At 49.2% G+C, this 22,108-nt stretch carries 22 protein-coding genes; 7 read left to right on the plus strand and 15 right to left on the minus strand.

Annotation, left to right across the window (positions count from 1 at the left end; translation table 11 throughout):
* Positions 1-29 precede the first annotated feature (29 nt).
* The 7 genes from IEY24_RS23190 to IEY24_RS23220 form a co-directional block, all read right to left on the minus strand.
* Complete coding sequence (locus IEY24_RS23190) at positions 30-398, minus strand: DMT family protein (protein ID WP_188936542.1); 369 nt, start codon at positions 396-398, stop codon at positions 30-32.
* On the minus strand, positions 395-1,585 hold the full coding sequence (locus IEY24_RS23195) for an MFS transporter (RefSeq protein WP_188936545.1): 1,191 nt from the start codon (positions 1,583-1,585) through the stop codon (positions 395-397). Before IEY24_RS23195 ends, IEY24_RS23190 begins: the two co-directional genes overlap by 4 nt.
* A gap of 52 nt (positions 1,586-1,637) precedes the next feature.
* The gene (gene mutS / locus IEY24_RS23200) at positions 1,638-4,232 is read right to left on the minus strand and encodes a DNA mismatch repair protein MutS (RefSeq protein ID WP_188936547.1); all 2,595 of its coding nucleotides are present in this window, start codon (positions 4,230-4,232) and stop codon (positions 1,638-1,640) included.
* Positions 4,233-4,321: 89 nt separating this feature from the next.
* Positions 4,322-4,927, minus strand: a complete 606-nt coding sequence (locus IEY24_RS23205; protein ID WP_188936550.1) for a pseudouridine synthase — start codon at positions 4,925-4,927, stop codon at positions 4,322-4,324.
* A 213-nt stretch (positions 4,928-5,140) separates the two neighbouring features.
* The gene (locus IEY24_RS23210; protein ID WP_188936559.1) at positions 5,141-5,905 is read right to left on the minus strand and encodes an exodeoxyribonuclease III; all 765 of its coding nucleotides are present in this window, start codon (positions 5,903-5,905) and stop codon (positions 5,141-5,143) included.
* Between the two features lie 23 nt (positions 5,906-5,928).
* A complete protein-coding gene (locus tag IEY24_RS23215) occupies positions 5,929-7,752 on the minus strand; it encodes a hypothetical protein (protein ID WP_229222918.1) in 1,824 nt (607 codons plus the stop codon).
* A 39-nt stretch (positions 7,753-7,791) separates the two neighbouring features.
* Positions 7,792-8,424, minus strand: coding sequence for a hypothetical protein (locus tag IEY24_RS23220; RefSeq protein ID WP_188936562.1), 633 nt, complete (start codon positions 8,422-8,424; stop codon positions 7,792-7,794).
* 147 nt (positions 8,425-8,571) lie between these two features.
* Here IEY24_RS23220 and IEY24_RS23225 point away from each other — a divergent pair, with 147 nt between their 5' ends.
* Positions 8,572-9,117: a DUF4494 domain-containing protein gene (locus tag IEY24_RS23225; RefSeq protein ID WP_188936565.1), complete on the plus strand. Its 546-nt coding sequence runs from the start codon at positions 8,572-8,574 to the stop codon at positions 9,115-9,117.
* A gap of 65 nt (positions 9,118-9,182) precedes the next feature.
* On the opposite strand, the gene IEY24_RS23230 is transcribed toward IEY24_RS23225, so the two are convergent.
* Positions 9,183-9,926, minus strand: a complete 744-nt coding sequence (locus IEY24_RS23230) for a hypothetical protein (protein WP_188936567.1) — start codon at positions 9,924-9,926, stop codon at positions 9,183-9,185.
* Positions 9,927-9,987: 61 nt separating this feature from the next.
* Positions 9,988-11,379: an OmpA family protein gene (locus IEY24_RS23235; RefSeq protein WP_188936569.1), complete on the minus strand. Its 1,392-nt coding sequence runs from the start codon at positions 11,377-11,379 to the stop codon at positions 9,988-9,990.
* A 146-nt stretch (positions 11,380-11,525) separates the two neighbouring features.
* Here IEY24_RS23235 and IEY24_RS23240 point away from each other — a divergent pair, with 146 nt between their 5' ends.
* Positions 11,526-12,338 carry a UDP-2,3-diacylglucosamine diphosphatase gene (locus tag IEY24_RS23240; RefSeq protein WP_188936571.1) on the plus strand — a complete coding sequence of 271 codons (813 nt, stop codon included), beginning with the start codon at positions 11,526-11,528 and terminating at the stop codon, positions 12,336-12,338.
* On the opposite strand, the gene IEY24_RS23245 is transcribed toward IEY24_RS23240, so the two are convergent.
* The 4 genes from IEY24_RS23245 to IEY24_RS23260 all read right to left on the minus strand — a co-directional run bounded on the left by IEY24_RS23245 (position 12,335) and on the right by IEY24_RS23260 (position 15,275).
* Positions 12,335-13,090 (minus strand): carboxypeptidase-like regulatory domain-containing protein, encoded by a 756-nt coding sequence (locus IEY24_RS23245; RefSeq protein ID WP_188936574.1) that lies wholly within the window; start codon positions 13,088-13,090, stop codon positions 12,335-12,337. The two genes, IEY24_RS23240 and IEY24_RS23245, sit on opposite strands and share 4 nt — an antisense overlap.
* Before the next feature lie 168 nt (positions 13,091-13,258).
* Entirely contained in the window at positions 13,259-14,092 is an 834-nt protein-coding gene (locus tag IEY24_RS23250; protein ID WP_188936576.1) for a phosphatidate cytidylyltransferase, read from the minus strand.
* Positions 14,064-14,285 (minus strand): putative signal transducing protein, encoded by a 222-nt coding sequence (locus IEY24_RS23255; RefSeq protein WP_188936578.1) that lies wholly within the window; start codon positions 14,283-14,285, stop codon positions 14,064-14,066. The genes IEY24_RS23250 and IEY24_RS23255 overlap by 29 nt, the downstream gene beginning before the upstream one ends.
* Positions 14,286-14,309: 24 nt before the next feature.
* A complete protein-coding gene (locus IEY24_RS23260) occupies positions 14,310-15,275 on the minus strand; it encodes a CPBP family intramembrane glutamic endopeptidase (protein WP_188936580.1) in 966 nt (321 codons plus the stop codon).
* Between the two features lie 57 nt (positions 15,276-15,332).
* On the opposite strand from IEY24_RS23260, the gene dusB reads away from it, so the two are divergent.
* The 4 genes from dusB (at position 15,333) to frr (ending at position 18,212) form a co-directional block, all read left to right on the plus strand.
* Positions 15,333-16,322: a tRNA dihydrouridine synthase DusB gene (gene dusB, locus IEY24_RS23265; protein ID WP_188936582.1), complete on the plus strand. Its 990-nt coding sequence runs from the start codon at positions 15,333-15,335 to the stop codon at positions 16,320-16,322.
* Positions 16,316-16,843, plus strand: a complete 528-nt coding sequence (locus IEY24_RS23270) for an acyl-CoA carboxylase biotin carboxyl carrier protein subunit (protein ID WP_188936584.1) — start codon at positions 16,316-16,318, stop codon at positions 16,841-16,843. The genes dusB and IEY24_RS23270 overlap by 7 nt, the downstream gene beginning before the upstream one ends.
* 62 nt (positions 16,844-16,905) lie before the next feature.
* A complete protein-coding gene (pyrH, locus tag IEY24_RS23275) occupies positions 16,906-17,625 on the plus strand; it encodes a UMP kinase (RefSeq protein WP_188936586.1) in 720 nt (239 codons plus the stop codon).
* 26 nt (positions 17,626-17,651) lie between these two features.
* Complete coding sequence (gene frr / locus IEY24_RS23280; RefSeq protein ID WP_188936588.1) at positions 17,652-18,212, plus strand: ribosome recycling factor; 561 nt, start codon at positions 17,652-17,654, stop codon at positions 18,210-18,212.
* 97 nt (positions 18,213-18,309) lie between these two features.
* Here the strand turns inward: frr and IEY24_RS23285 are convergent, their stop codons facing one another.
* On the minus strand, positions 18,310-19,302 hold the full coding sequence (locus IEY24_RS23285) for a UDP-glucuronic acid decarboxylase family protein (RefSeq protein WP_188936590.1): 993 nt from the start codon (positions 19,300-19,302) through the stop codon (positions 18,310-18,312).
* Positions 19,303-19,338: 36 nt separating this feature from the next.
* Positions 19,339-20,655, minus strand: coding sequence for a UDP-glucose dehydrogenase family protein (locus IEY24_RS23290; protein ID WP_188936593.1), 1,317 nt, complete (start codon positions 20,653-20,655; stop codon positions 19,339-19,341).
* 211 nt (positions 20,656-20,866) lie between these two features.
* Between IEY24_RS23290 and IEY24_RS23295 the strand changes: the two genes are divergently transcribed.
* Positions 20,867-22,033: an acyl-CoA dehydrogenase family protein gene (locus IEY24_RS23295; protein ID WP_188936601.1), complete on the plus strand. Its 1,167-nt coding sequence runs from the start codon at positions 20,867-20,869 to the stop codon at positions 22,031-22,033.
* Positions 22,034-22,108: the final 75 nt, after the last annotated feature.

The raw sequence follows: 22,108 nt of genomic DNA on the forward strand, positions 1-22,108 counted from the left end.
CCTGCAAGCGAAACTTGCAGGCTCTCTTTTTATTTCCTGAATATGAAGTAAACCGCCAGGACCAGAAAGACGAACCCGACGAAGTGGTTCCACCGGAAAGTCTCCGTTTTAAAAAAGACCAGTGTGAAAATCGTGAAAATCACCAACGTGATCACCTCCTGGATCACTTTCAGCTCGACCAGAGAAAATGGCCCGCCGTTCTCTTTAAAGCCTATCCTGTTGGCGGGTACCTGAAAGCAATATTCAAAAAGGGCTATTCCCCAACTAATGAGGATAATGGAGAACAACCCCAATTTGCTGAACCACCCCAACTCCTTGAACTTCAAATGTCCGTACCATGCCATCGTCATGAAGGCGTTGGACAATATCAGCAAGCCGATGGTCAGGAACGATTTCATGCAGCTGCCTTGACTTTGTTATCCCGGAAGAACAATACGAAAAGCACGAGCACTACCGCCGCAATACCCGCAGGTATCATCCAGATCGACGTCCAGTTCTTCACATTGTCGACCGTGTACATATCAGCCACCACACCGGAAATCCATGAACCGATACCCATACCGATACCGTAGGTAGCGATCGAGATCAGGCCTTGCGCAGAGGAGCGGTATTGTTCGCCAGCTTTGCTATCGGTATAAATCTGCCCTGTTACAAAAAAGAAGTCGTAGCAAACACCGTGCAGCACGATTGCGAGATAAAGCAGCCATTCGCTGGAAGCATCGCCGTAGCCGAAACCAATGAAACGGATGATCCACGCGATCAGACCTACTACCAGCATCCATTTCACACCGAAACGTGCGAATGCAAGGGGAATCAGCAACATGAATACTACTTCCGAAGCCTGGCCCAAAGACATTTTATTCTCTACGTTGGTCATACCCGAATCGGTTAGCGAGGGGTTAGCCATGGCGTAATAGAACGAAAGCGGGATACAGATCAGCAGGGAAGAAATGAAGAAGATTGCGAAAGAACGGTCTTTGAACAATTTAAATGCGTCCAAACCAAGAATATCCGAGAAAGAAGTATGTGAGCTTGGCTTTGGAGGGGTATTAGGCAAAAAGAACGAGTAAACGCCCAAAAATGCTGCCGTGAACATTGAAATTTTGAAGATCAGCGCAGTACCGCCGATTTCGTAGTAACCGATGATATTGGTCACAGCGATCCATGCTACTGTTCCCATTACGCGGATTGCGGGGAAGTCCTTTTCGGAGTTGGTAACCTGTTGCATCGCAATAGATGTCGTAAGCGACATGGCAGGTGCAAAAGTGATACAATAGGCCAATATCACCCAGAAAAACGTGTCGGGGTCTTTCACTTCCGACAGCACATACAGAATGGCGGCTCCCGCGAGGCTTAGTATCCCCAATACCTTTTGAGCTGCGAAGTACCGGTCGGCGATCATTCCTACGAAAAACGGTGCGATGATCATCGCGATAGAAAAGGCCGCGTAGGCATTTCCTACCTGGGTGCCGGTCGCACCCAATTCTGTAAACATATACTTGCTCATTTGCCCATACCACGAGCCCCATACAAAATAGAGGAGGAACATCATGGCCATCAACTGAAAGCGGGTCGAGTTTTTCATAAACTAGGTTAGCGGTTATAGGATATTGATTGGTATTACATTAAAGATAGATTTATTTCTTGACGAGCTTCTGAAACTCGTTCAGTTTCAGCAATGCTTCAATGGGTGATAATGTATTAACGTCCACCAGCAGGAGCTTTTCTTTCAATTCTTCCAGCCGCGGATCAGCGGGCTCGAAAATGCTTAACTGGAAGTTGTTTTTAGGGATTTCCTTCACGCGTTTCTTGTGCTCGTGCGAGACGTGGTCTTTTTCGAGGTGGTGCATGATCTCGCTCGCACGCAGCACGATCGGCTGCGGCATACCGGCGATCTGAGCCACGTGGATACCGAAGCTGTGCGCGCTACCGCCCGGCTTGAGCTTCCGCAGGAAAACCACCTTATTATCCACCTCCTTTACGGCCACATTGAAGTTTTTGATGCGCGGGAAATCCTCGGCGAGCTGGTTCAATTCGTGATAGTGCGTCGCGAAAAGCGTTTTGGGCCTGCAATTGGATTGGCTATGAAGGTATTCGGTAATAGCCCACGCAATGGAAACGCCGTCGTATGTACTCGTTCCACGACCGATTTCATCCATTAACACCAGGCTCTTGCTGCTGAGGTTGTTAAGAATGCTGGCCGTCTCGGTCATTTCGACCATGAATGTACTTTCCCCTTTGCTAAGGTTATCGCTCGCTCCTACTCTTGTGAAAACCTTGTCGACCAGCCCTATCGCGGCCGATTTGGCGGGAACGAAACTACCCATTTGCGCCATGAGCACGATGAGTGCCGTCTGGCGGAGCAATGCGGATTTACCGGCCATGTTCGGACCGGTGATGATGATGATCTGCTGGCTGGCATCGTCGAGATAAACGTCATTAGGTATGTAACTTTCGCCGACGGGCAGTTGCTGTTCGATCACCGGATGGCGACCTTCCTTGATATCCAACTCGTTACCATCGCTGATAACCGGCTTTACATATTTATTTTTTCTGGCTACCAATGCGAAGGAACTCAGCACGTCGAGCGCCGAGATCACCTGTGCATTCTGCTGAATCGCGCCTACATATTCGGAAGCCGTTTGAACAATTCCATTGAATATCCTGAACTCGATCGCCGAAATGCGGTCTTCCGCATTCAGGATTTTTTCCTCGTACTCTTTGAGTTCGGGGGTAATATACCTTTCCGCATTCACCAGCGTCTGCTTCCGGATCCAATCGGCAGGGACCTTGCTCTGGTGTGCGTGGGTAACTTCGAGGTAGTAGCCAAAAACCTTGTTATAGGCAATTTTAAGCGAACCGATGCCTGTCCGCTCAATCTCGCGGTTTTGAAGTTTGATGAGATAATCCTTGCCTTCGTACGAAATCGCGTGGAGTTCATCTAATTCACTGTCGACCCCGCTTTGGATCATCCGGCCCTGATTGGAAAGTACCGGTGCGTCGTCGCGGAGCTGATGTTCAATTTTTTCAACTAATGCCTGGCAGGCGTCGAGTCGGGCAGCGAATTTGTCGAGAATGGTGCCTGAGAGCAGTTTCTTTACCGGTTCAACCTGTTTCAGTGATTTTTTAAGTTGAACCAATTCCCGCGGATTGATGCGGCGAACAGCTACTTTGGAAATCAGGCGTTCCAGGTCACCGATCTGTTTGAAATATCCTACGAGCGACTCGTGCAGGTCTTCGTGTGCGAGCAAATGCGCAACCGCTTCGAGACGTTCATCGATGGGCGCCTTATCTTTCAGCGGCAGCACCATCCATTTCCGTAACTGCCTCGCGCCCATTGGCGTAACCGTATAATCCAGAATATCGATCAGCGGTACTCCACCCTCCTGTTGGGCATATACGAGTTCGAGATTGCGTACGGTGAAACGATCGAGCCACACATATTTTTCCTCTTCCAGGCGTGTAATGCGGCTGATGTGCGCCACTTCCTTATGCTCGGTTTCACGCAGGTAGTGCAGGATTACGCCCGCGGCAATGATCCCCAGCGGCAGCGCTTCAATGCCGTAGCCCTTTAAAGTTGTAGTCTGAAAATGCCCCGTGAGCTGCTCGTAGCCATAATCATAGCCAAAACACCAGTCTTCCAGGTGAAACGTATGGTATTTGCCTCCGAAGAGTTCGTTGAATTCCTGCTTATGCTTTTTGCAATACAACACCTCGGCCGGGCCGAAGCCTTGCAGCATTTTGTCAATATAGGCCGCATTGCCCTGTGAGGCCATGAACTCGCCCGTCGAAATATCCAGGAAAGCGAGCCCGTAAAGACCGTCGGAACCGATGTGGATGGCCGCCAGGTAGTTATTTTTGCGGATATCGAGCACATTGTCGTTGAACGACACGCCGGGTGTTACCAGTTCGGTCACACCACGCTTAACGATGCCCTTTGCCGTTGCGGGATCTTCGAGCTGGTCGCAAATCGCCACGCGCTCGCCGGCACGGACGAGCTTGGGCAGGTAATTGTCCAGTGAATGGTGTGGAAAACCCGCCAGCTCTTCATGCGCCCCACCATTGTTACGGCGTGTGAGTACAATGCCCAGTATCTTCGAAGCCCTTACCGCATCCTCCCCGAAAGTCTCATAAAAATCACCAACCCTGAAGAGCAGGAGTGCTCCCGGGTATTTGGCTTTGATCTGATTGTATTGTTTATTAAGCGGAGTTTCTTTGTGTGCCTTTGCCAATTATCAGCCTAATTTTAAGAACAAGGATTTGTACAAAATTAAGCCTTCTCTCCGGTTTGGCAAGTCAGGGCAAATGATTTATACCCTCGTCAAAAACTCCTTTCGTAAAAAAGTCTGGCCTCTTTTGGCGTAACTTCCCATACGTCCCCCGGTTTAGGAAAATTTGCTTCCATATCCGCTAATGAAATTTTTCCGATAGACCACCGCACCAGCCGGAGCGTGGGAAAACCGACTGCCGCCGTCATCCGCCGGACCTGCCGGTTCTTGCCTTCATGCAATGTAAGCGCCAGCCAGGAAGTGGGGATATTCTTCCGGAAACGGATCGGCGGATCGCGTTCAGGAAGCTGCGGCTCTTCGATCATCGAGGCTTCCGCGGGCAATGTCTTATATTGTTTCCCATTGACTGAAATCGTCACGCCATTCACAAGCTGCCGGCAGGCCTCTTCGGTAACCTCGCCTTCCACTTGCACATAATACGTGCGCGTATGCCTGTTGCGTGGTTCAAGAAGTTTCGTTTTGAGGAAATTATCGTTGGTCAAAAGCAAAAGCCCCTCGCTGTCCGCATCGAGGCGGCCTACGGGATACATATCTTTTGCAAATGTAAAATCGATATCAGCCAACGTCTGATGATCACCCTCGCGGGTGAACTGCGAAAGCATTCCGAATGGCTTGTAAATGAGGAAGTACTGGAACAAAATGAGTTAATGTTAGAGGTAGCGAACTGCTATTTGATCAGTTTACCGAGGTCCAGTAAAAAGCCAGGCAGCACATTTTCACCCGAAAGTACTGCATTAATCCCTACTATTTCAATTGACCCGTCGGCTCGGTAAATGTAAGCTTTCATCTATTTATTCAGGTAAAAATAAACAGACAATTCAGCTAGTAAAAACCGTATTCACACCAATGCCCTACTCAATTTCCAACCACACCGGACAATGATCCGAATGGACGGCGTCGTTGTACTGGCGGGCAGCGGTAATGCGATCTTTGAGCGGCTCGGCCACGGAAATGTAATCGATACGCCAGCCTTTGTTATTGCCGCGGGCGCCGGCGCGGTAGGTCCACCAGGAATATTGGCGTAGTGTTGGGTTCATGAAGCGGAATGCGTCGGTGTAGCCGCTGGCAAACCATTCCGTCATCCAGGCGCGCTCTTCGGGCAGGAAGCCTGATGATTTCTGATTCCGTACCGGATCGTGGATGTCGATTTCGGTATGTGCGATATTATAGTCACCGCAAATGATGAGGTTCGGACGTTCTTTTCTCAATTCATTTACCCAAATATAAAAATCGGCCAGAAACCGCATTTTAACGCCCTGCCTTACGTCTCCACTGGTGCCTGATGGGAAATAGCAGTTCAGCACTGTAATGTCGCCGAAATCGGCTCGAATTACGCGGCCTTCCGAGTCGTAGGCCGGAATCCCGCAGCCTGAAACAACCTTCTCGGGTTTGATTTTGGAAAATATAGCTACGCCGCTGTAACCCTTCTTTTCAGCCGCATGCCAGCCCACGAGTTCGTAACCCAGCGCCTGAAAGCCCGACAGATCAACTACGTCGGGCGTGGCTTTCACTTCCTGAAAACAAAGGATATCGGCCGTTGTCGTTTCGAGCCAGGTGAGCAATCCGTTTTTCAATGCGGCGCGGATTCCATTCAGATTGTAGGTAAGTATTTGCATAAATGAGGGTAGCCTTTGGGGCCTTAGTAAAACAGCACTTGCTTTCCGGTGTATAAAGATTCCCACTGGCCCGATTCACCGCGTGACATGATCCACGCCCGGTATTTTCCTTCGGGAAGCTTTGGTTTATAAACCGCGTACTGGTAACTATTACTGTAATATGAGGCTTTTTGTAAAAAATCAGAAACCGTGTTGGGTACCGGAACCGCCGGGAGCACAATGCTATGCCGGGCTGATTGCAGCACCATGTAAAAAGTACCTTTTTGTTTCGATGCCGGTGTAACGTAAAATTTAAAATACTTCATATAGCGGTTGTAATCCCCATTTCTGTATTGCGATTGCGCATCAAAATCTCCCGTAAAAATACCTTTCACAGCTGTCTTGCGGATTAATTCCTCCTGCGCAGGCATGTCATAAAACTGGTAGAAGTCAGTAATGCCCTGTGATTCCAGGCCGACGATCAGGTCGCGCATGCGTGTAGGATGGTTCCAGAACGGGATGTCGGTAAACAGCTCCCCTACCGTGATAAATGTCTTATAGTTTTTCCAGAAATAGCTATCGATCACCAGTTCGTCGTGCAGCTTTCTAATCGATCCTATGGACGTAAAATAGCTGACGAAGTTCAATCCCAGAAAGAACACCATAGCAACCACCACAGCAAGGTTTTTCCAATGTTTAAAATTCTTCAAAACCACAATCAGACACACATAGCAAATCGCCGCGAGCACCACGCCGAATATCATATACCGCCTTGAAAACGCCGTGCCGCCGTACATAACATAGTTATTGATCGGCCTGCTGATGACGAACATCGCTCCGGTTCCCATGATGAACATCATAGCTCCAAGGAGAAACCAGTCGGTCCGGTCGGGCTTGCGGGCAAGCAATACCCGGATCGCCCAAACGGCAAACACCAGTGCAATGCCGGCACCAAACGCCACACATGCGATAATGTCCTGGTGAAACACCGGCACTAGCGGATGGCGAACATCCAGGAACAGCGCATTACCCCAGAATGCCAACACGAAGATCACATTGAAAACGGGGTGGTTCCAGACCTTTTCGCCAGGTGAACTGATAAACTGGTAATCGAAAAAGAAATAGAACAGCAGTACGGCAATACTCCCCGCAACCCACCATAGCAAGTTTTTAAAACGCCTCTGAAAAGCCAGCAGCACCATTCCAACGATCCATGCAAGCAACCCGCTACCGCTCGTAAAAGTGGTGAGCAACGCGGCAATCAGCCCGATCCAAAAGCCTTTTTCATCCTCCCTAGCCAGTCCATAGGCGGTAAGCATGGCAAAAAAAATCAGCGGTGTGTTTTGCAGCGCCGCTATTCCCCAATAGGCGTTTTCAAAATAAACGAGATTGAACAGCATGTAGGGAACCGGGATAAACCAATACCACGAAACCTGTGCTCTTTTCAGGCTCAGGAAAAGTAAATAGCTGATCCCAAGCATAAAAAGATCGCCTATAATGATTTGCGTTTTGATATTGACCGTGCCTGTGAGCACAAACATGATCAGCATAACAATGCGCTCAAAACCAAACCGGTGTTGGTTCACCTGCTCGAAAAGCGCTTTCAGCATTTCTACAAAGCTCCCCGAGTTGCGCAGCTTCTGGACTGTTTCCAGCAGGTTGAAGTCGTCAGTGTAGGGAATGTTCACCAGGTGCGCGTCGAGCAGGATAAAAAAATAGACGACCGGTACCGCAACCAGGCAGATTCCCATCCACGGACGCCAGCGTTTTATTGGATCAACCCAAAACGTAGCTCCAAAGAGCAGCAGCAAGGCTATGACGACGCTGTAATACCCAAACAAATGAGGATCTTCTAGAAATAGCTTCAAAACAGGTGATATTTGGGGATTTACTGAGCCAACCGGGAATTATCGCGTTCCGGTGATCATCTTACTCGTTATTTCTTTTTCAAAGGTAATATAGCCCGGATAATTGATCTGTTTCCCGGCGATATCCAGGGTTGGCCGCACCTTAACGACGAATTTCGCCGGTTTAGCGTCCGACTTACCTGTCAATGCAAGGATCATATTGATGAACTGGTCGCGCGTCTGGTCGTTTGAAATGAGCTGATACGCATTCGTTTGCAGGCTCACGGGTACGCGAGTGGGCGTGGTACCAGGCAATACTTCGATCAGCTGGCTCAAATAGCCGTTAAATATCTCGCTCTCGGTAAGCAATACTTTGTATTCCAATTGATTAATCGCCGCGCGCTTGCGGGTTGGGTTGGTGATATCGACATTCACCCGAAGATTCAGCGGGACATTCTTTCTTAACAACCCCATGGCAAGTCCCGGATATCTTGCCAGATCGAAATCGTTGAAACTTCTGATATTTCTGAATTCGCGGATATCGATTCCGGCGAGATAAACGCTGTCAACCGATGCGATATCGTATTTGCAGTCACCAAAAACCTTCGCTTCCGAAACCTGGCGGCTCACACCGCAACTTGTCATTATGGCCGCAACAAGTACGATTCCGGCCATCCAAATATGTTTTTTCATTCCAATGTATTTTACGCAAGTTAAACAGTAGGTATCAGAACGCATACCCCGGCCGGGGATTATTAGTTTCTGGCGTTATTTTTTTGCGTGCTTTCGAACCAGCATCTACATTTGCACACTCTAATTTTCACCCAATCAACACGAACAATGGCCAGCTGGTATTTAGGAAAAATTCGGTATCAAAAAGAAGATGAAGCAGGAAGGTTGAAAACGATCAATGAGACGTATCTGGTTGATGCCGTTTCATACACCGAGTCGGAAGCGAGGCTGTACAAGCAGATCGTCACCGACGCCAGCGATTTCAGCGTGACCGCCATCAGCAGAATGCGCCTGGCCGACCTTTTTGCCTATGAAGACGGCGAACAGTGGTTCAAAGCGAAAGTGATTTACTTCTCGGTCGACGAAAAAAGCGGCAAGGAGAAGAAAATCGTGAATTACATGCTGGTGAATTCCGAAGGCATTCAGCAAGCCCTCGACCGGATCAACGAAAGCATGCGCAACTTCCTGATCCCTTACGAGGTGACGGATATTAATCTCACACCGATCCTCGACGTGTTCCCATACTCGGCAGATGAAGACAAGGAACCGGAAATCCCGGCCAATATGCGTCCGTTAGCCGAAGTAATGGCCGAACGCGCGCAGGTTGAGGAGCCGGCGACAGCCGACGCTGCGACGACGGCAGAGAATTCATAACTATTGTCAGTCTGAGCGCACGGGGCCGCTGGGTGGCCCGGTCCGCTCAGGCCGACATTTCGCCATCAATCATTCACTTTCAACACCGAATACCCCTTTGCATTCGCCGTGTAGGGGTCTTTCCCGAAGCTTTTCAATTTCAACACCACATCCTTCGAGTTGATCTCCGATAGCAGCAAATCCGAAGGCAGCAGGTTCATATAATCAAACGAAACAGGCAGGCTTACGGCGCTTTCCACAAATTCGAGGCCATAAATTGGATATACGCTGAATGGCGTTTTGGTCAGCCAGATTTTCTCCTGACTGCCGGACGTGGCGTAAGTCAAGTCATACTCGGTGCTGGTCAGGCCAAACTCCTCTCTCTTGTTTTCCGTGGGAACAACATAGGTTTTGAAATCGTCCTGCTGTTGCTTTCTGGTATCCACGTCGGGTTTAAATTCCTTCACTACCTCGTTAATCCTCACCTTTTTGCCATCCTCGTCGCTACCACAAAAGATATATTTCCCGTCGGGGAAGCCGATCACAAAATCGAAACTCTTCCCACCTTGTCCAAAACTCGTTTCTTTTACAAAGCACATCGCACCGGTTACCGGATCCAGGTGTATTTTGAGCGTTCCGGAGGTTTTGTCGGCCTTGTTCTGATAATCGAAAACCAGGGCATGGCTGAAATAGTATTGCCCTTTGTCGGGCTTCCAGAGCAATGCGCGCTGCTTGTCGGCAGGGATCTTTTTAGTAGCCTGGGCAAATGCAAGAGGCAGTGCTGCCAACAGGCATACCGAAAGCATTAAAACAAATAGGTAACGTTTCATTTCGCAGGTTCTTTAAAATGGATGCAAGCTAGAAAGAGCCTGTTGAAAAACCATACCATCCCTACATTTTCACAAATTCGACACGCCGGTTCCCCGCTTTACCTTCCGCCGTAGTGTTGGGGGCGGCTGGCTCTACTTCGCCTTTACCATCGGTCTCCATCCGCGAACCATCAATTCCGAAATCACTGGACAACGCGGCTCTGACGGCCTCCGAACGCTTTTGGGACAAAACCAGATTTGCCGCATCGTCCCCGTCCGAATCGGTATGGCCGATGATCTTCACTCTTACACCGATATTTTCCGTCAGCACCACTGCAATTTCTTTCAGGGTACCATAAGATTCCGGCTTGATAGTCGCTGAATTGACATCGAAATGAATACCCGTGGTGGAGAATTTCCCTTCTGTGATGAGTTTGCTGCGTGTATCTGGCGCTCCAACGGCCAGCCTCAGATTGGAAACGAAATAACGATTCGCTTCTTCGTGGTAGCCCTGGTTGGAAAATGCGATGAAGTTATACTTGCGCGTCGCGTCGAAAGCGCGGGGCAAATCCCATACTTTGTAATCGTCAACATACACACGCAATCTTGTTTTCTGACGCCACACCGATACTTTCACCACATTATGGTCGGGCGTGTGAAATGCGGGAATGCTCTTTTCATTTTTCATCAGGGAAGATCCGTCCTCGCCAAATACGTTGAATGCAGCGAGTCCTTGGGTGCCGCCTGCATTATTGGGGTGCAGCGCTATTTCCAACCCGTTCTTTTTGCCGCCGTCAAATCCTTTCCAGTTCGTGAATTCTTTCGCTGGGGCCGCCACTTCCGCAATCACCGTTCTCAGATAACCGGAGTAGAAACTGAACTCGGTAGTGGTAGCGAGATTGAATTCCAATGTAAAGTTTTCCGGCAATGCCGTTATGAATTCCGGATGAAATACACCTTCCGGACCAAGCATAAGCCATTTCCCCTCGGTGCCTTCAATCGTCACTATTTCGCCGGATGAATTCGTGTTCCATTTGGCGGGAAAATCACCGACGGCATCCTGCGAGAAGTCTTCGATCGCCACAATCTTTTCTCCCGGTATAAAGTCAAATTTACTGTACGATTTCAGCGTTGACTTACCTGGTTTTGCGGCGGTATCAGCGGTAGCTGCGTCGTCGCTGCTGCCTGCCGGGTCGTTGTCAGCATTACCCTTCGTATTAACTGGCTGCTCGCCCGGTTTTGACTGCGTTTCAGCTGCTTTTTTATCTTTCTTTTTAAATAAATTCCCAATTCCCTCTTCTACCGAATCTAAACCCTTGTCTACCGCCTGATCAATCTTACGATTCGCCCGGTTCTCAGCCTGTCTTTCAACCACCCGGCCCGGATCGTTGATCCTTACTTGCGCAACAGAAACTGCCGGGGTTGCAGCCAGCGCCAGAACGACGCACGTAACCCAGTTTGCTATCTTCTTCATGTGCATATTTGAATGGGGTGAACACTATACTAAATTTACACATTTACCGGAACTAGCTGATATTAATTGAGTTATTGGCTGACTTCCACTCCCATGCACTCATTTGACACGAACGTTGTAAATTGCACCGCATTTGTCATACCTACATGAGTCTTTCATTCCAGCAAAAAAACATTATCCTTGCGCCGGGGCGCCGCATTTACTTCGCGTCGGACTTTCATCTCGGAGTACCCACCGCAACCGCCAGCCGGGAGCGTGAAAAACGCATAGTGAGCTGGTTAGAGTCGATCCGGCACGATGCACAGGTCATTTTCCTGGTGGGTGATATTTTTGATTTCTGGTTTGAATACAACCGCGCGGTACCCAAAGGCTTCGTGCGCTTACTGGGTAAGCTGGCCGAGCTGGCCGACGACGGAATCGAGTTGGTCATTTTTACGGGAAACCATGATATGTGGATGTCGGGCTACCTCACCGAAGAACTCGGCGCGCCCATTTACCGCAATCCGGTGAGTTTTAATATTACTTCACAAACAGGGCAAAAAAAGTTATTGGTAGGCCACGGCGACGGTTTGGGCCCGGGCGACCATACTTACAAGTTTTTGAAGAGAGTTTTCGAAAACCGATTTTTCCAATGGCTTTTCCGCGTCGTGCACCCGGATGTGGGCATGTGGATCGCCTCCGAATGGTCGAAACGCAGTCGGCTGGCGAATGTAAATAAGGGTGAAGAGCGGTTTTTAGGTGCGGATAATGAGTGGTTGTTCCAATATTGCCGCGAGGTCGAGACGTCTGAACATCACGATTACTACATTTTCGGGCACCGGCATTTGGTATTAGACATGCACGTCAACGCACAATCGAAGTACATTAACCTCGGCGAATGGGTTACCCAGCAGCATTACGCCGCATTTGATGGAAATGATTTGCAGTTAAAAAAGTTTGAGCCGGCCGGCCTGATTTAGTTGCTGCTTCTTTTCTTCGCAGCTTCTGTTTCGCTGGGGCTTGGTAAAATGAAATCCTGCTTGGTAATATTCTCGCGCGGGGTCGCATTCAGCTCCTTGCTCCAATCCTTCTGCTTCAAATCTCCATTTTTCACAGATTTGATAAATTTTGCCCATGCAAATGGGTTCAGGAAAGGAAAGCTTGTGGCAAAACCTTTGTTCGCTGCCGATTCGCGACCGAACATTAGCTGATCCATCGAGTACCGGTAGTTGGTCTGCGCATTGTTGGGCATTTGAGCGGCAAGCCGGTTGATATAATCCGGGTCGGTACTTTTTGCCAACGCATCACGCTCAGCCTGATCCGGCAATTTGAGCGCGAGGAAAGCCCTTTTAAATTCTTCTTCGGTTGAAAACGGATAAATGGTAACGCCGGAAAGGGTCACCACGTCCTCGCGCAAGGCAACAATCGCCGAATAGATATCGGAGTTATAACCTCTTGGAACAATGTGGTATTGCTTTTTATACCCGACATAACTGAACACGATGCTATCGCCCGGAAAAACAGGGATCTGAAACTCGCCATTAGCTTTTGCAAGTGTTCCCCGTCCCGCGTTCGCAATAAAAATGGTGGCGCCAGGTAAGCGCTCAGTGGTTTTACCTCCTACAACGACCCCTGAAAAGATAATCGCTTTCTGTTCACCCTGAGCAAATGCTTCCCGCCCACACAACATTCCCGCCAGCACGAGGAAAAATATTAAAAAACTCCGTTTCATTCCTTCCAGATTACGCCCCGGGAAAACACCCCGGAAACTTTGATTAGCACGATGATAAATTTCCCTTCAAATAGTGTCTGCCAAAAGCTTGTAAAAATTTCGTTCCTTATTTTACAAACGGCCTGAGTAACCGGTCATTGCCCTGCATTTCATACAAAGCGACTTTACTCAGGAAAATAACTTCAAAAACGTAACAATAAATGGCGCCGACAATAAAAGGCCGTCGAAACGATCGAGGAAGCCCCCATGGCCGGGAATACTGCTTCCCGAGTCCTTAATAGCGATGCTCCGCTTGAAAAGCGATTCAACCAGGTCACCGTAAGTACCCACTACCACGATAATCGCTCCGATGCAATACCATTTCCAGGGTTCGAAGGTACGGAAATAATACCCCAGGGCAAATGCGATAATGCCCGCAAAAACCGCACTGCCCATGGACCCTTCCCAGGACTTTTTGGGAGAAATACGCTCGAACAGCTTTCTCTTCCCAAATTTGGTCCCTGCAAAATACCCCCCGATATCCGACGCCCAGAGGAGCAGCAGGCTACCGAGCACGATTTCGTAATTGTAGGTCCCCCCGCGCAGCGCCATCACGATGATCAATGCGAACGGCAATGCCACGTAGATAATGCCCAGAAACGTAAAACCGATGTTTGTAAAGGGTTTCAGGTCGTTCTTTTTGTATAGTTTGATAAAAAAGATCATCGACAGCAACGGGCTGATGATGAAGTAATTTTCAAACTGTACGATGTCCTGCTCTATCAAATACGCAAGAAGTATCATGACTGTGCCACAGAACGTGCCATAATACGTGAGGGGCTGGTTGCCGTCGAGACCGAGTAGTTTGTAAAATTCAAGCTGTGTGAGCGAACTGATGGCGCAAAACAACAGCAGAAACGACCATTCGCTGTAAATAATGCAACCAATGATGACAAATACGCCCGCTAACCCGGTGATAGTCCTTTGCTGTAAGTTACTCAGGTTGTTTAAGCGCGTCTTCATTCATCAGTATTGTTTGGGCCTTTTCGAGATCGGCCGCGGGCACATGCACTTCAAAGTTTGCGAAAACCGGGTAGTTGCTGTCCTGTTTGTTCACAATCACCGCCGCAACCCCGTTCTGATCCAAAATTTCGCGGGCTATTTCTGCCCGGATCGCCTGTCCGCTCTGGTAGGCTTTCGCCCAGTTTTCTTCCATTATTTTTTAAAATGTTAAATTATCTTAAAAGTTGCGGGGAACACCTGTTCCTGCCCCTTGTCCGTTCTTTCTGATCGCGCCGAGTATGGCTGTCGAAACCAGCAGTGAAGCCAGAATAAGCACGAACGGCATCGATTTTGCCTCTTCGATATTGATCTCAATTATACCCACATTATGTAAGTACATCATTACCAGCACAAAGCCGTTATTGACGAAATGTGCAAGGATCGCCACCCACAAATTGCCGGTCCAATAATACAGATACCCGAACAATGCACCAAGCATCATCCGCGGCAAAAAACCATAAAACTGGAAATGGATAGCGCTGAAAATTGCAGCCGATACCCATATCGCAAGGTGAATATTGCGCGATTCCTGAAAAATCTTAGTCTGGATAACCCCACGAAAAAGCATCTCTTCGCCCAACGCAGGCAGGAGCGTAACCACGAACAACGCAATCAGCAGTTGACTGAAACTATTATAGCTCGTGAGAAACTCCGTCATCACCGAAAGCTGATCCTCCTTGTCGCGCATCCATTTTTCAAGCCCCGACAATGCATCGGGCAGGTCCATCGCAGCGTTCCATTCGATGAATTTGCTATTCGCCGGAATAAATGCCAATACCAACACAAAAGCCAGCACCCATATGTGCCATGCGGGTTTCCGGTTGGTACTCAGGTCACCGATCGTGCGCCGTTCGATATAAAACCAATAAATGAGTGTCGGTAGCAAATAGGAAAAGAAGTGGACGGTGCCTTGCATGATCATCAGCGCATTCCATCCATTTGGTATTTTTTCGGGTTGTGCAAAAAGCTGGGTGAGCAGTACCGTTACGCTCTCGGTGTCGGCACCGAGGTAAATGGCCAGCGCCATAACCGCCAGGACATTCCCCACGGCCATACCGATAAGCATGAAGCCGACCAACACCAACAAACTGCCCCATGTACCAGGTACGCGGGAAACAACCAGATTCGGGTTACTATTTTGCATAATTGGTGTAAATTTACAGTTTATTATCATATTACTGCGAAGTGGTGTTGAAGGATTATGGTTAAGATTGGAAATATAGAATTGAGCGATTTTCCGTTACTGCTCGCCCCAATGGAGGATGTGAGCGATCCGCCGTTCCGCGCGGTCTGCAAGGAAAACGGGGCGGATTTGATGTACACGGAGTTCGTTTCGTCGGAAGGGCTCATCCGGGATGCCGCTAAAAGTGTTCAAAAACTGGATATTTTCGAGTATGAAAGACCGGTCGGTATCCAGCTCTTTGGTAGTGATGTCGAAACGATGGGCTCGTGCGCGGAGATCGCGTCGCGCGTAAACCCCGACCTGATCGATATCAATTACGGCTGTCCGGTGAAGAATGTCGCGTGTCGCGGTGCGGGCGCTGCATTGTTGCAGGATATTCCGAAAATGGTTAAAATGACCGAGTCGGTGATTAAATCGACGCATCTGCCGGTGACCGTAAAAACGCGTTTGGGCTGGGATGAAAACACCCGGAATGTGGAAGATGTGGCTGAGCGTTTACAGGACATTGGTATTAAAGCACTGTCCATCCACGGCCGCACACGCGTGCAGATGTATAAAGGCTCCGCCGACTGGTCGCTCATCGCCAAAATCAAGGAAAACCCGCGCATTACCATTCCGATCTTCGGGAATGGCGATATCGATACGCCCGAGAAGGCTTTGGAATACAAAAACCGCTACGGCGTCGACGGCATTATGATCGGCCGGGCGACAATCGGTAATCCATGGATTTTTAACGAAATCAAGCATTATCTCAAAACCGGAGAAAAACTCCCGCCGCCTACCATGGAACAACGTGTGGACGTCTGCCGCAGGCACCTCGAATTCTCGATCCGCTGGAAAGGCCAGGTAGCAGGTGTTTTTGAAATGAGAAGGCACTATACCAATTATTTCAAAGGACTGGAACACTTCAAACCTTACAGAATGCGCCTCGTGGAAGCGCCTACATTTGACGAGCTGAGCAGCATCCTCAAAGAAATCTCAAACGATTACAGTGAAATGGTATGCTGAAAGTAAACGTGGGTAACAAGCCGCAAGGCGAACAGCCGGAACAGGGCAGTACATTTGAAATCGATCAGCGCAAGGACGGCTGGTTTATCAATGGCAACGCTTTCGATGGCGACATCGCGGCCCTCGGCAACAACCGTTTCCACGTCATCTGGAATAACAAATCCTACAATATCGAAATCGTCGACCGCAACCCGGCCGAAAAGTCGACGCATTTGCTCATCAACGGCCAGCATTACCACACGACGGCCAAGGACGATCTCGACCTTCTGCTCGAAAAAATGGGCATGCAGAACGGCGCGTCCCAGAAGATCAACAACGTGAAAGCGCCTATGCCGGGCCTGATCCAGTCCATTGCCGTGGCCGAAGGCGACAGCATTGCCAAAGGCGACAACCTCCTGGTATTGGTAGCGATGAAAATGGAAAATGTGATCAAATCGTCGGGCAGCGGCATTATTAAAACGCTGAAAGTGATGCCCGGACAGATTGTGGAAAAAAACCAGGTATTATTGGAGTTTCACTAAATTACTTGTGAATCTGAACTTCGTCCGCTTATTTTTACGGATCAAAACACCACATCACAACCATGCCGGAACCAAAATATAAACGTTTATTACTGAAACTCAGCGGAGAAGCACTCAACGGTGGCGATAAAGGTCAGGTTATTGACTTTAACATTCTCGATAATTATGCCAAGGAAATCAAAAGGATTACCGAGGTCGGCGTGCAGGTTGCAATCGTAATTGGTGGTGGAAACATATTTCGCGGTGCATCCGTGGAAAAATCAGGGATCGACCGCGTTCAGGGCGATCATATGGGCATGCTGGCCACCGTGATCAACGGGATGGCCATCCAGAGCTCACTCGAAAAACACGGAATGAACACGCGCCTGATGTCGGCAATAAAAATGGAACAGGTTTGCGAGCCATTGATCCGCCGCCGGGCAGTCCGTCACCTCGAAAAAGGACGCGTGGTGATCTTCGGGGCAGGAACCGGTAACCCCTATTTTACCACCGACACTACCGCTGGCCTCCGTGCCATCGAGTCGGAATCCGAAGTGGTCTTAAAAGGCACACGTGTCGACGGCGTTTACACTGCCGACCCCGAGAAAGATCCTACTGCTACCAAATACTCAAAAATTACATTTGACGAGGCATTATCCAAAAACCTCAAGATCATGGACCTTACCGCATTCACATTGTGCAAGGAAAACGATCTGCCGATCATTGTATTCGATATGAACAAGCCCGGCAACCTTTATGATCTGGTAATGGGCGGCCAGGTGGGAACACTGATCTCGAACTAATAGAAAATACAGCTTATTATATAACAATGGAAGAAATAGAATTATATCTGGACGTCGCCAAGGATACCATGGACGGTGCGATCAAACACCTTATCATTGAATTAGGTAAAATCCGCGCCGGAAAAGCATCCCCTCAAATGCTGGAAGGTCTTCAGATCGATTACTATGGTTCAATGACGCCGATCCAGAACGTGGCGACGATTAACACGCCCGACGCACGGACGCTGGCGATCAAACCCTTCGAGAAGAAGATCATCAATGACATCGAAAAGGCGATCCGCAACAGCAACCTCGGCTTTTCGCCTTCCAATGACGGCGATATGATCCGGATTTCTGTCCCTCCATTGAATGAAGAGCGCCGTCGCGAACTCGTGAAACGGGCTAAAAACGAAATCGAAACGGCGAAGATCAATGTCCGCAACATCCGTCAGGACGCAAACAACTCGCTGCGTAAACTGACGAAGGACGGCGTTGCCGAAGACCTTGTTAAATCGAGCGAAGACCGTGTTCAGAAACTGACTGACAGCTACGTTGCCAAGATCGAACAGATATTCTCCATCAAGGAAAAGGAGATCATGGAAGTATAGACTGATTCCCTACCTTAACCAACAAAAAACCCGCTTGATGCGGGTTTTTTGATTTATGGCCTCTCCGGCCGGGCTCTCCCCGGCTTTCAAGCCGGGGTTATATCTTCGCGCTGAATCCTTCGAAACCGCGGTGGTTTGACTCTTCGTACAAACGCTCTTTCGGCAGGCTGCGGAAATAGTCGTAAGTGATGCGCAAACCTTCTTCGCGGGACACTTTGGGTTCCCAGCCAAGAATTTCCTTCGCTTTCGAAATATCCGGCTGACGCTGTTTGGGGTCGTCTTGCGGAAGCGGCTTGTAAACCACTTTCTGATCCGTGCCCGTCAGCTTGATAATCTCTTCGGCAAACTGGCCGATCGTGATCTCTTTGGGGTTACCGATATTGACAGGCAACGAGTAGTCGCTCATCAGCAGGCGATAGATACCTTCCACCAAATCATCCACATAGCAGAATGCGCGCGTTTGCGTGCCATCACCGAACACGGTAATGTCCTCGCCACGCAATGCCTGGCCCATGAATGCAGGCAACACACGTCCGTCGTTGAGGCGCATTCTGGGTCCGTAGGTGTTGAAGATACGAACGATGCGGGTTTCGAGGCCGTGGTAACGGTGATAAGCCATCGTGATTGCCTCCTGGTAACGTTTTGCCTCGTCGTAGCAGCCGCGCGGTCCGATCGGGTTCACGTGGCCCCAGTAATCCTCAGTTTGGGGGTGTACCAGCGGATCGCCGTATACTTCCGAAGTAGAAGCGATAATGAAACGTGATTTTTTGGCACGGGCCAGTCCCAGCAGGTTATGCGTTCCCATTGCCCCTACTTTGAGCGTCTGGATCGGAATTTTCAGATAGTCGATCGGACTGGCGGGAGATGCGAAGTGCATAATGTAATCGAGTTCACCCGGCACGTGCACATATTTGGTCACGTCGTGATGGTAAAACTCGAAATTCGGGTTTGGCATCAGGTGCTCGATATTACGCATATCGCCGGTGATCAGGTTATCCATCCCGATCACATACATTCCCTCCTTTAAAAAACGCTCGCAGAGGTGCGAACCCAGGAAACCTGCTGCTCCCGTAATTAAAACACGTTTCATTAAGATGAGTAATTTAGAGTATTTACTATTTTATGATCAGGCCGGCACCACCTTCTCGCGACCAATGCTGTAATAGGTATAACCCATTTCACGCATCTGATCGAGTTCGTACAAGTTCCTTCCGTCAAAAATCACTTTGTTTTTCAGCAGTTTACCCATTTTCTCGAATTCCGGTGTGCGGAACTGGGGCCATTCGGTAAAGATCATCAATGCATCCGCATCGTCGAGCGCTGCGTAAGGCGTGTGGCAGAACGTAACCTGATCGCCCAAAACACCCTTCACGTTGTTCATCGCTTCGGGGTCATAAGCGGTCACCTTTGCACCCGCTGCCAACAATGCTTCGATGTTCTCCAACGCTGGTGCTTCGCGGATGTCGTCGGTATAAGGTTTGAATGCCAATCCCCAAACCGCGATCGTCTTACCTTTTAAACCGTCAGCAAAGAAATTATCCACCATCGGAAGCAATTTCTTCTTCTGGTCGTAATTCACATCCATTACCGATTTCAGGATGCGGAAGTCGTAATCGTAATCCAATGAAGTTTTAGCCAAAGCCTGAACGTCTTTTGGAAAACAGCTACCACCATATCCGATACCCGCAAACAGGAAGCGCTTGCCGATACGGCTGTCGGTCCCGATACCACGACGAATATCGTCGACATTGGCACCTACTTTCTCGCAAAGGTTTGCAATTTCGTTCATGAAGGTGATCTTCATCGCCAAGAACGAGTTGGCCGCATATTTGGTCATTTCCGCCGAGCGCTCATCCATGAAGATAACAGGGTTACCCTGACGTACCAGCGGAGCGTACAACTTCTCCATTACCCTTTTGGCTTTTTCCGAGGTTGTTCCTACTACCACGCGGTCGGGTTTCATGAAATCTTCCACGGCAACGCCTTCACGAAGGAATTCCGGATTGGATACCACGTCGAAGTCTACTTTCGCATTTTTAGCGATTGCTGCCCGTACTTTCTCAGCTGTTCCCACCGGAACTGTGCTTTTGTCGATGATCACCGCGTACTGATCTAGGATCGGTCCGAGATCGTCGGCAACTTTGAGAATATATTTAAGGTCGGCCGAGCCATCTTCACCCGGAGGCGTTGGCAATGCGAGGAATATCACCTGGGCATCCTTGATGCCTTCGGCCAGGTTGGTGGTGAAAACCAGACGTCCCTCGGCCACGTTCCGGTCGAAAAGAACGTCCAGACCTGGCTCGTAAATGGGTATTTCTCCTTTTTGAAGGCGTTCCACCTTTCTGACGTCGATATCGACGCAAGTCACCTGGTTGCCGGTCTCGGCAAAGCAGGTACCCGTCACCAAACCAACGTATCCTGTTCCTACTACTGCAATTTTCATAAACGGTTAATTATTATATAGCTGTTTTGGCACTTGTAAATAAAATCCGGGAATTGTACTTAACTAAGTCCAGTGCGTCAGGACGGTTGCAAAAGTAATTTTTTTAAATGAATGTTCACCGCTGCCATTTGGATTTGTTCGTTACTGGCTAGCGATTTTGTCGCATTCTCACTATCATTGGGTACTCACACAAATATAAGCATCAACATCTATGGACACACGAGCAAAAGACCTGACCAAGAACCCTTCCGACGAAATTTGTGACCTTATTAAACAAACCGTCAGGGATTTCGCAGCACTGCATATCAAGCCGCACATCCGCACCTGGGATGAGGAGCAGCATTTTCCGAAAGAACTTTTCAAAGCATTGGGAGAGCTCGGTCTCATGGGAATGCTCATTCCGGAAGATCTGGGCGGGGCCGGCCTCGGCTACCGCGAGTACGTCACGGCGATTGTCGAGCTGGCGAAAACAGATCCGTCGGTTGCATTATCCATGGCTGCACATAATTCACTATGTACCAATCACATATATATGTTCGGCAATGACGAACAGAAGCAAAAATATCTTCCCGGCCTCGCTACGGGCTCGCTCGTGGGCGCTTGGGGACTTACCGAACCCAACACCGGCTCCGATGCCGGCAATATGCAAACAGTGGCCGTGCGGGATGGTAACGACTGGGTAATTAACGGATCTAAAAATTTCATCACCAACGGCAAAAGCGCCGATGTGCTGGTAGTAATAACAAGAACCGGCGAACCCGGCGACAAACACGGCGCCACCGCATTTGTGCTCGACACCAAAACTCCGGGCTTCAGCCCGGGCCGCAAGGAAGACAAACTCGGAATGCGGGCTTCCGAAACCGTCGAACTGCTCTTTCAGGATTGCCGCATTCCCGACAGCCAGAGGCTTGGCGAAATTGGCGACGGATTTATCCAGTCACTTAAAGTGCTCGACGGCGGCCGCATTTCCATCGCCGCATTGGGCGTAGGTACAGCCTGGGGCGCCTACGAGGCCGCATTAGCCTATTCCAAAGAGCGTAAACAATTTGGCAAAGCGATCTGCGACTTTCAAGCTATTGCATTTAAGCTGGCCGACATGTACACCGACGTCCAGGCCTCTTCATTACTGACCTTCCACGCCGCCGCATTGAAAGACGCAGGAGAAAAAGTAACGCTGGCGAGCTCCGTGGCCAAATACCACTCGTCCGAAACGGCCGTGCGTGTGTCCAACGAAGCGGTGCAGATTTTCGGCGGTTATGGCTTTGTCAAAGATTACCCCGCCGAAAAATTCTATCGCGACAGTAAACTCTGCACCATTGGCGAAGGCACGAGCGAAATACAAAAAATAGTGATTTCCAAGGAGATACTGAGGAACTAAGTCCCCGTTCAGAAAATCTCGTTCATTTTCCTGCCAGCATCATTTTCACTATTCCAACCGGCTGATAAATAAGCA

Origin of the sequence: Dyadobacter endophyticus (assembly GCF_014641595.1) — a bacterium.
GTDB classification, from domain to species: Bacteria; Bacteroidota; Bacteroidia; order Cytophagales; family Spirosomataceae; genus Dyadobacter; species Dyadobacter endophyticus.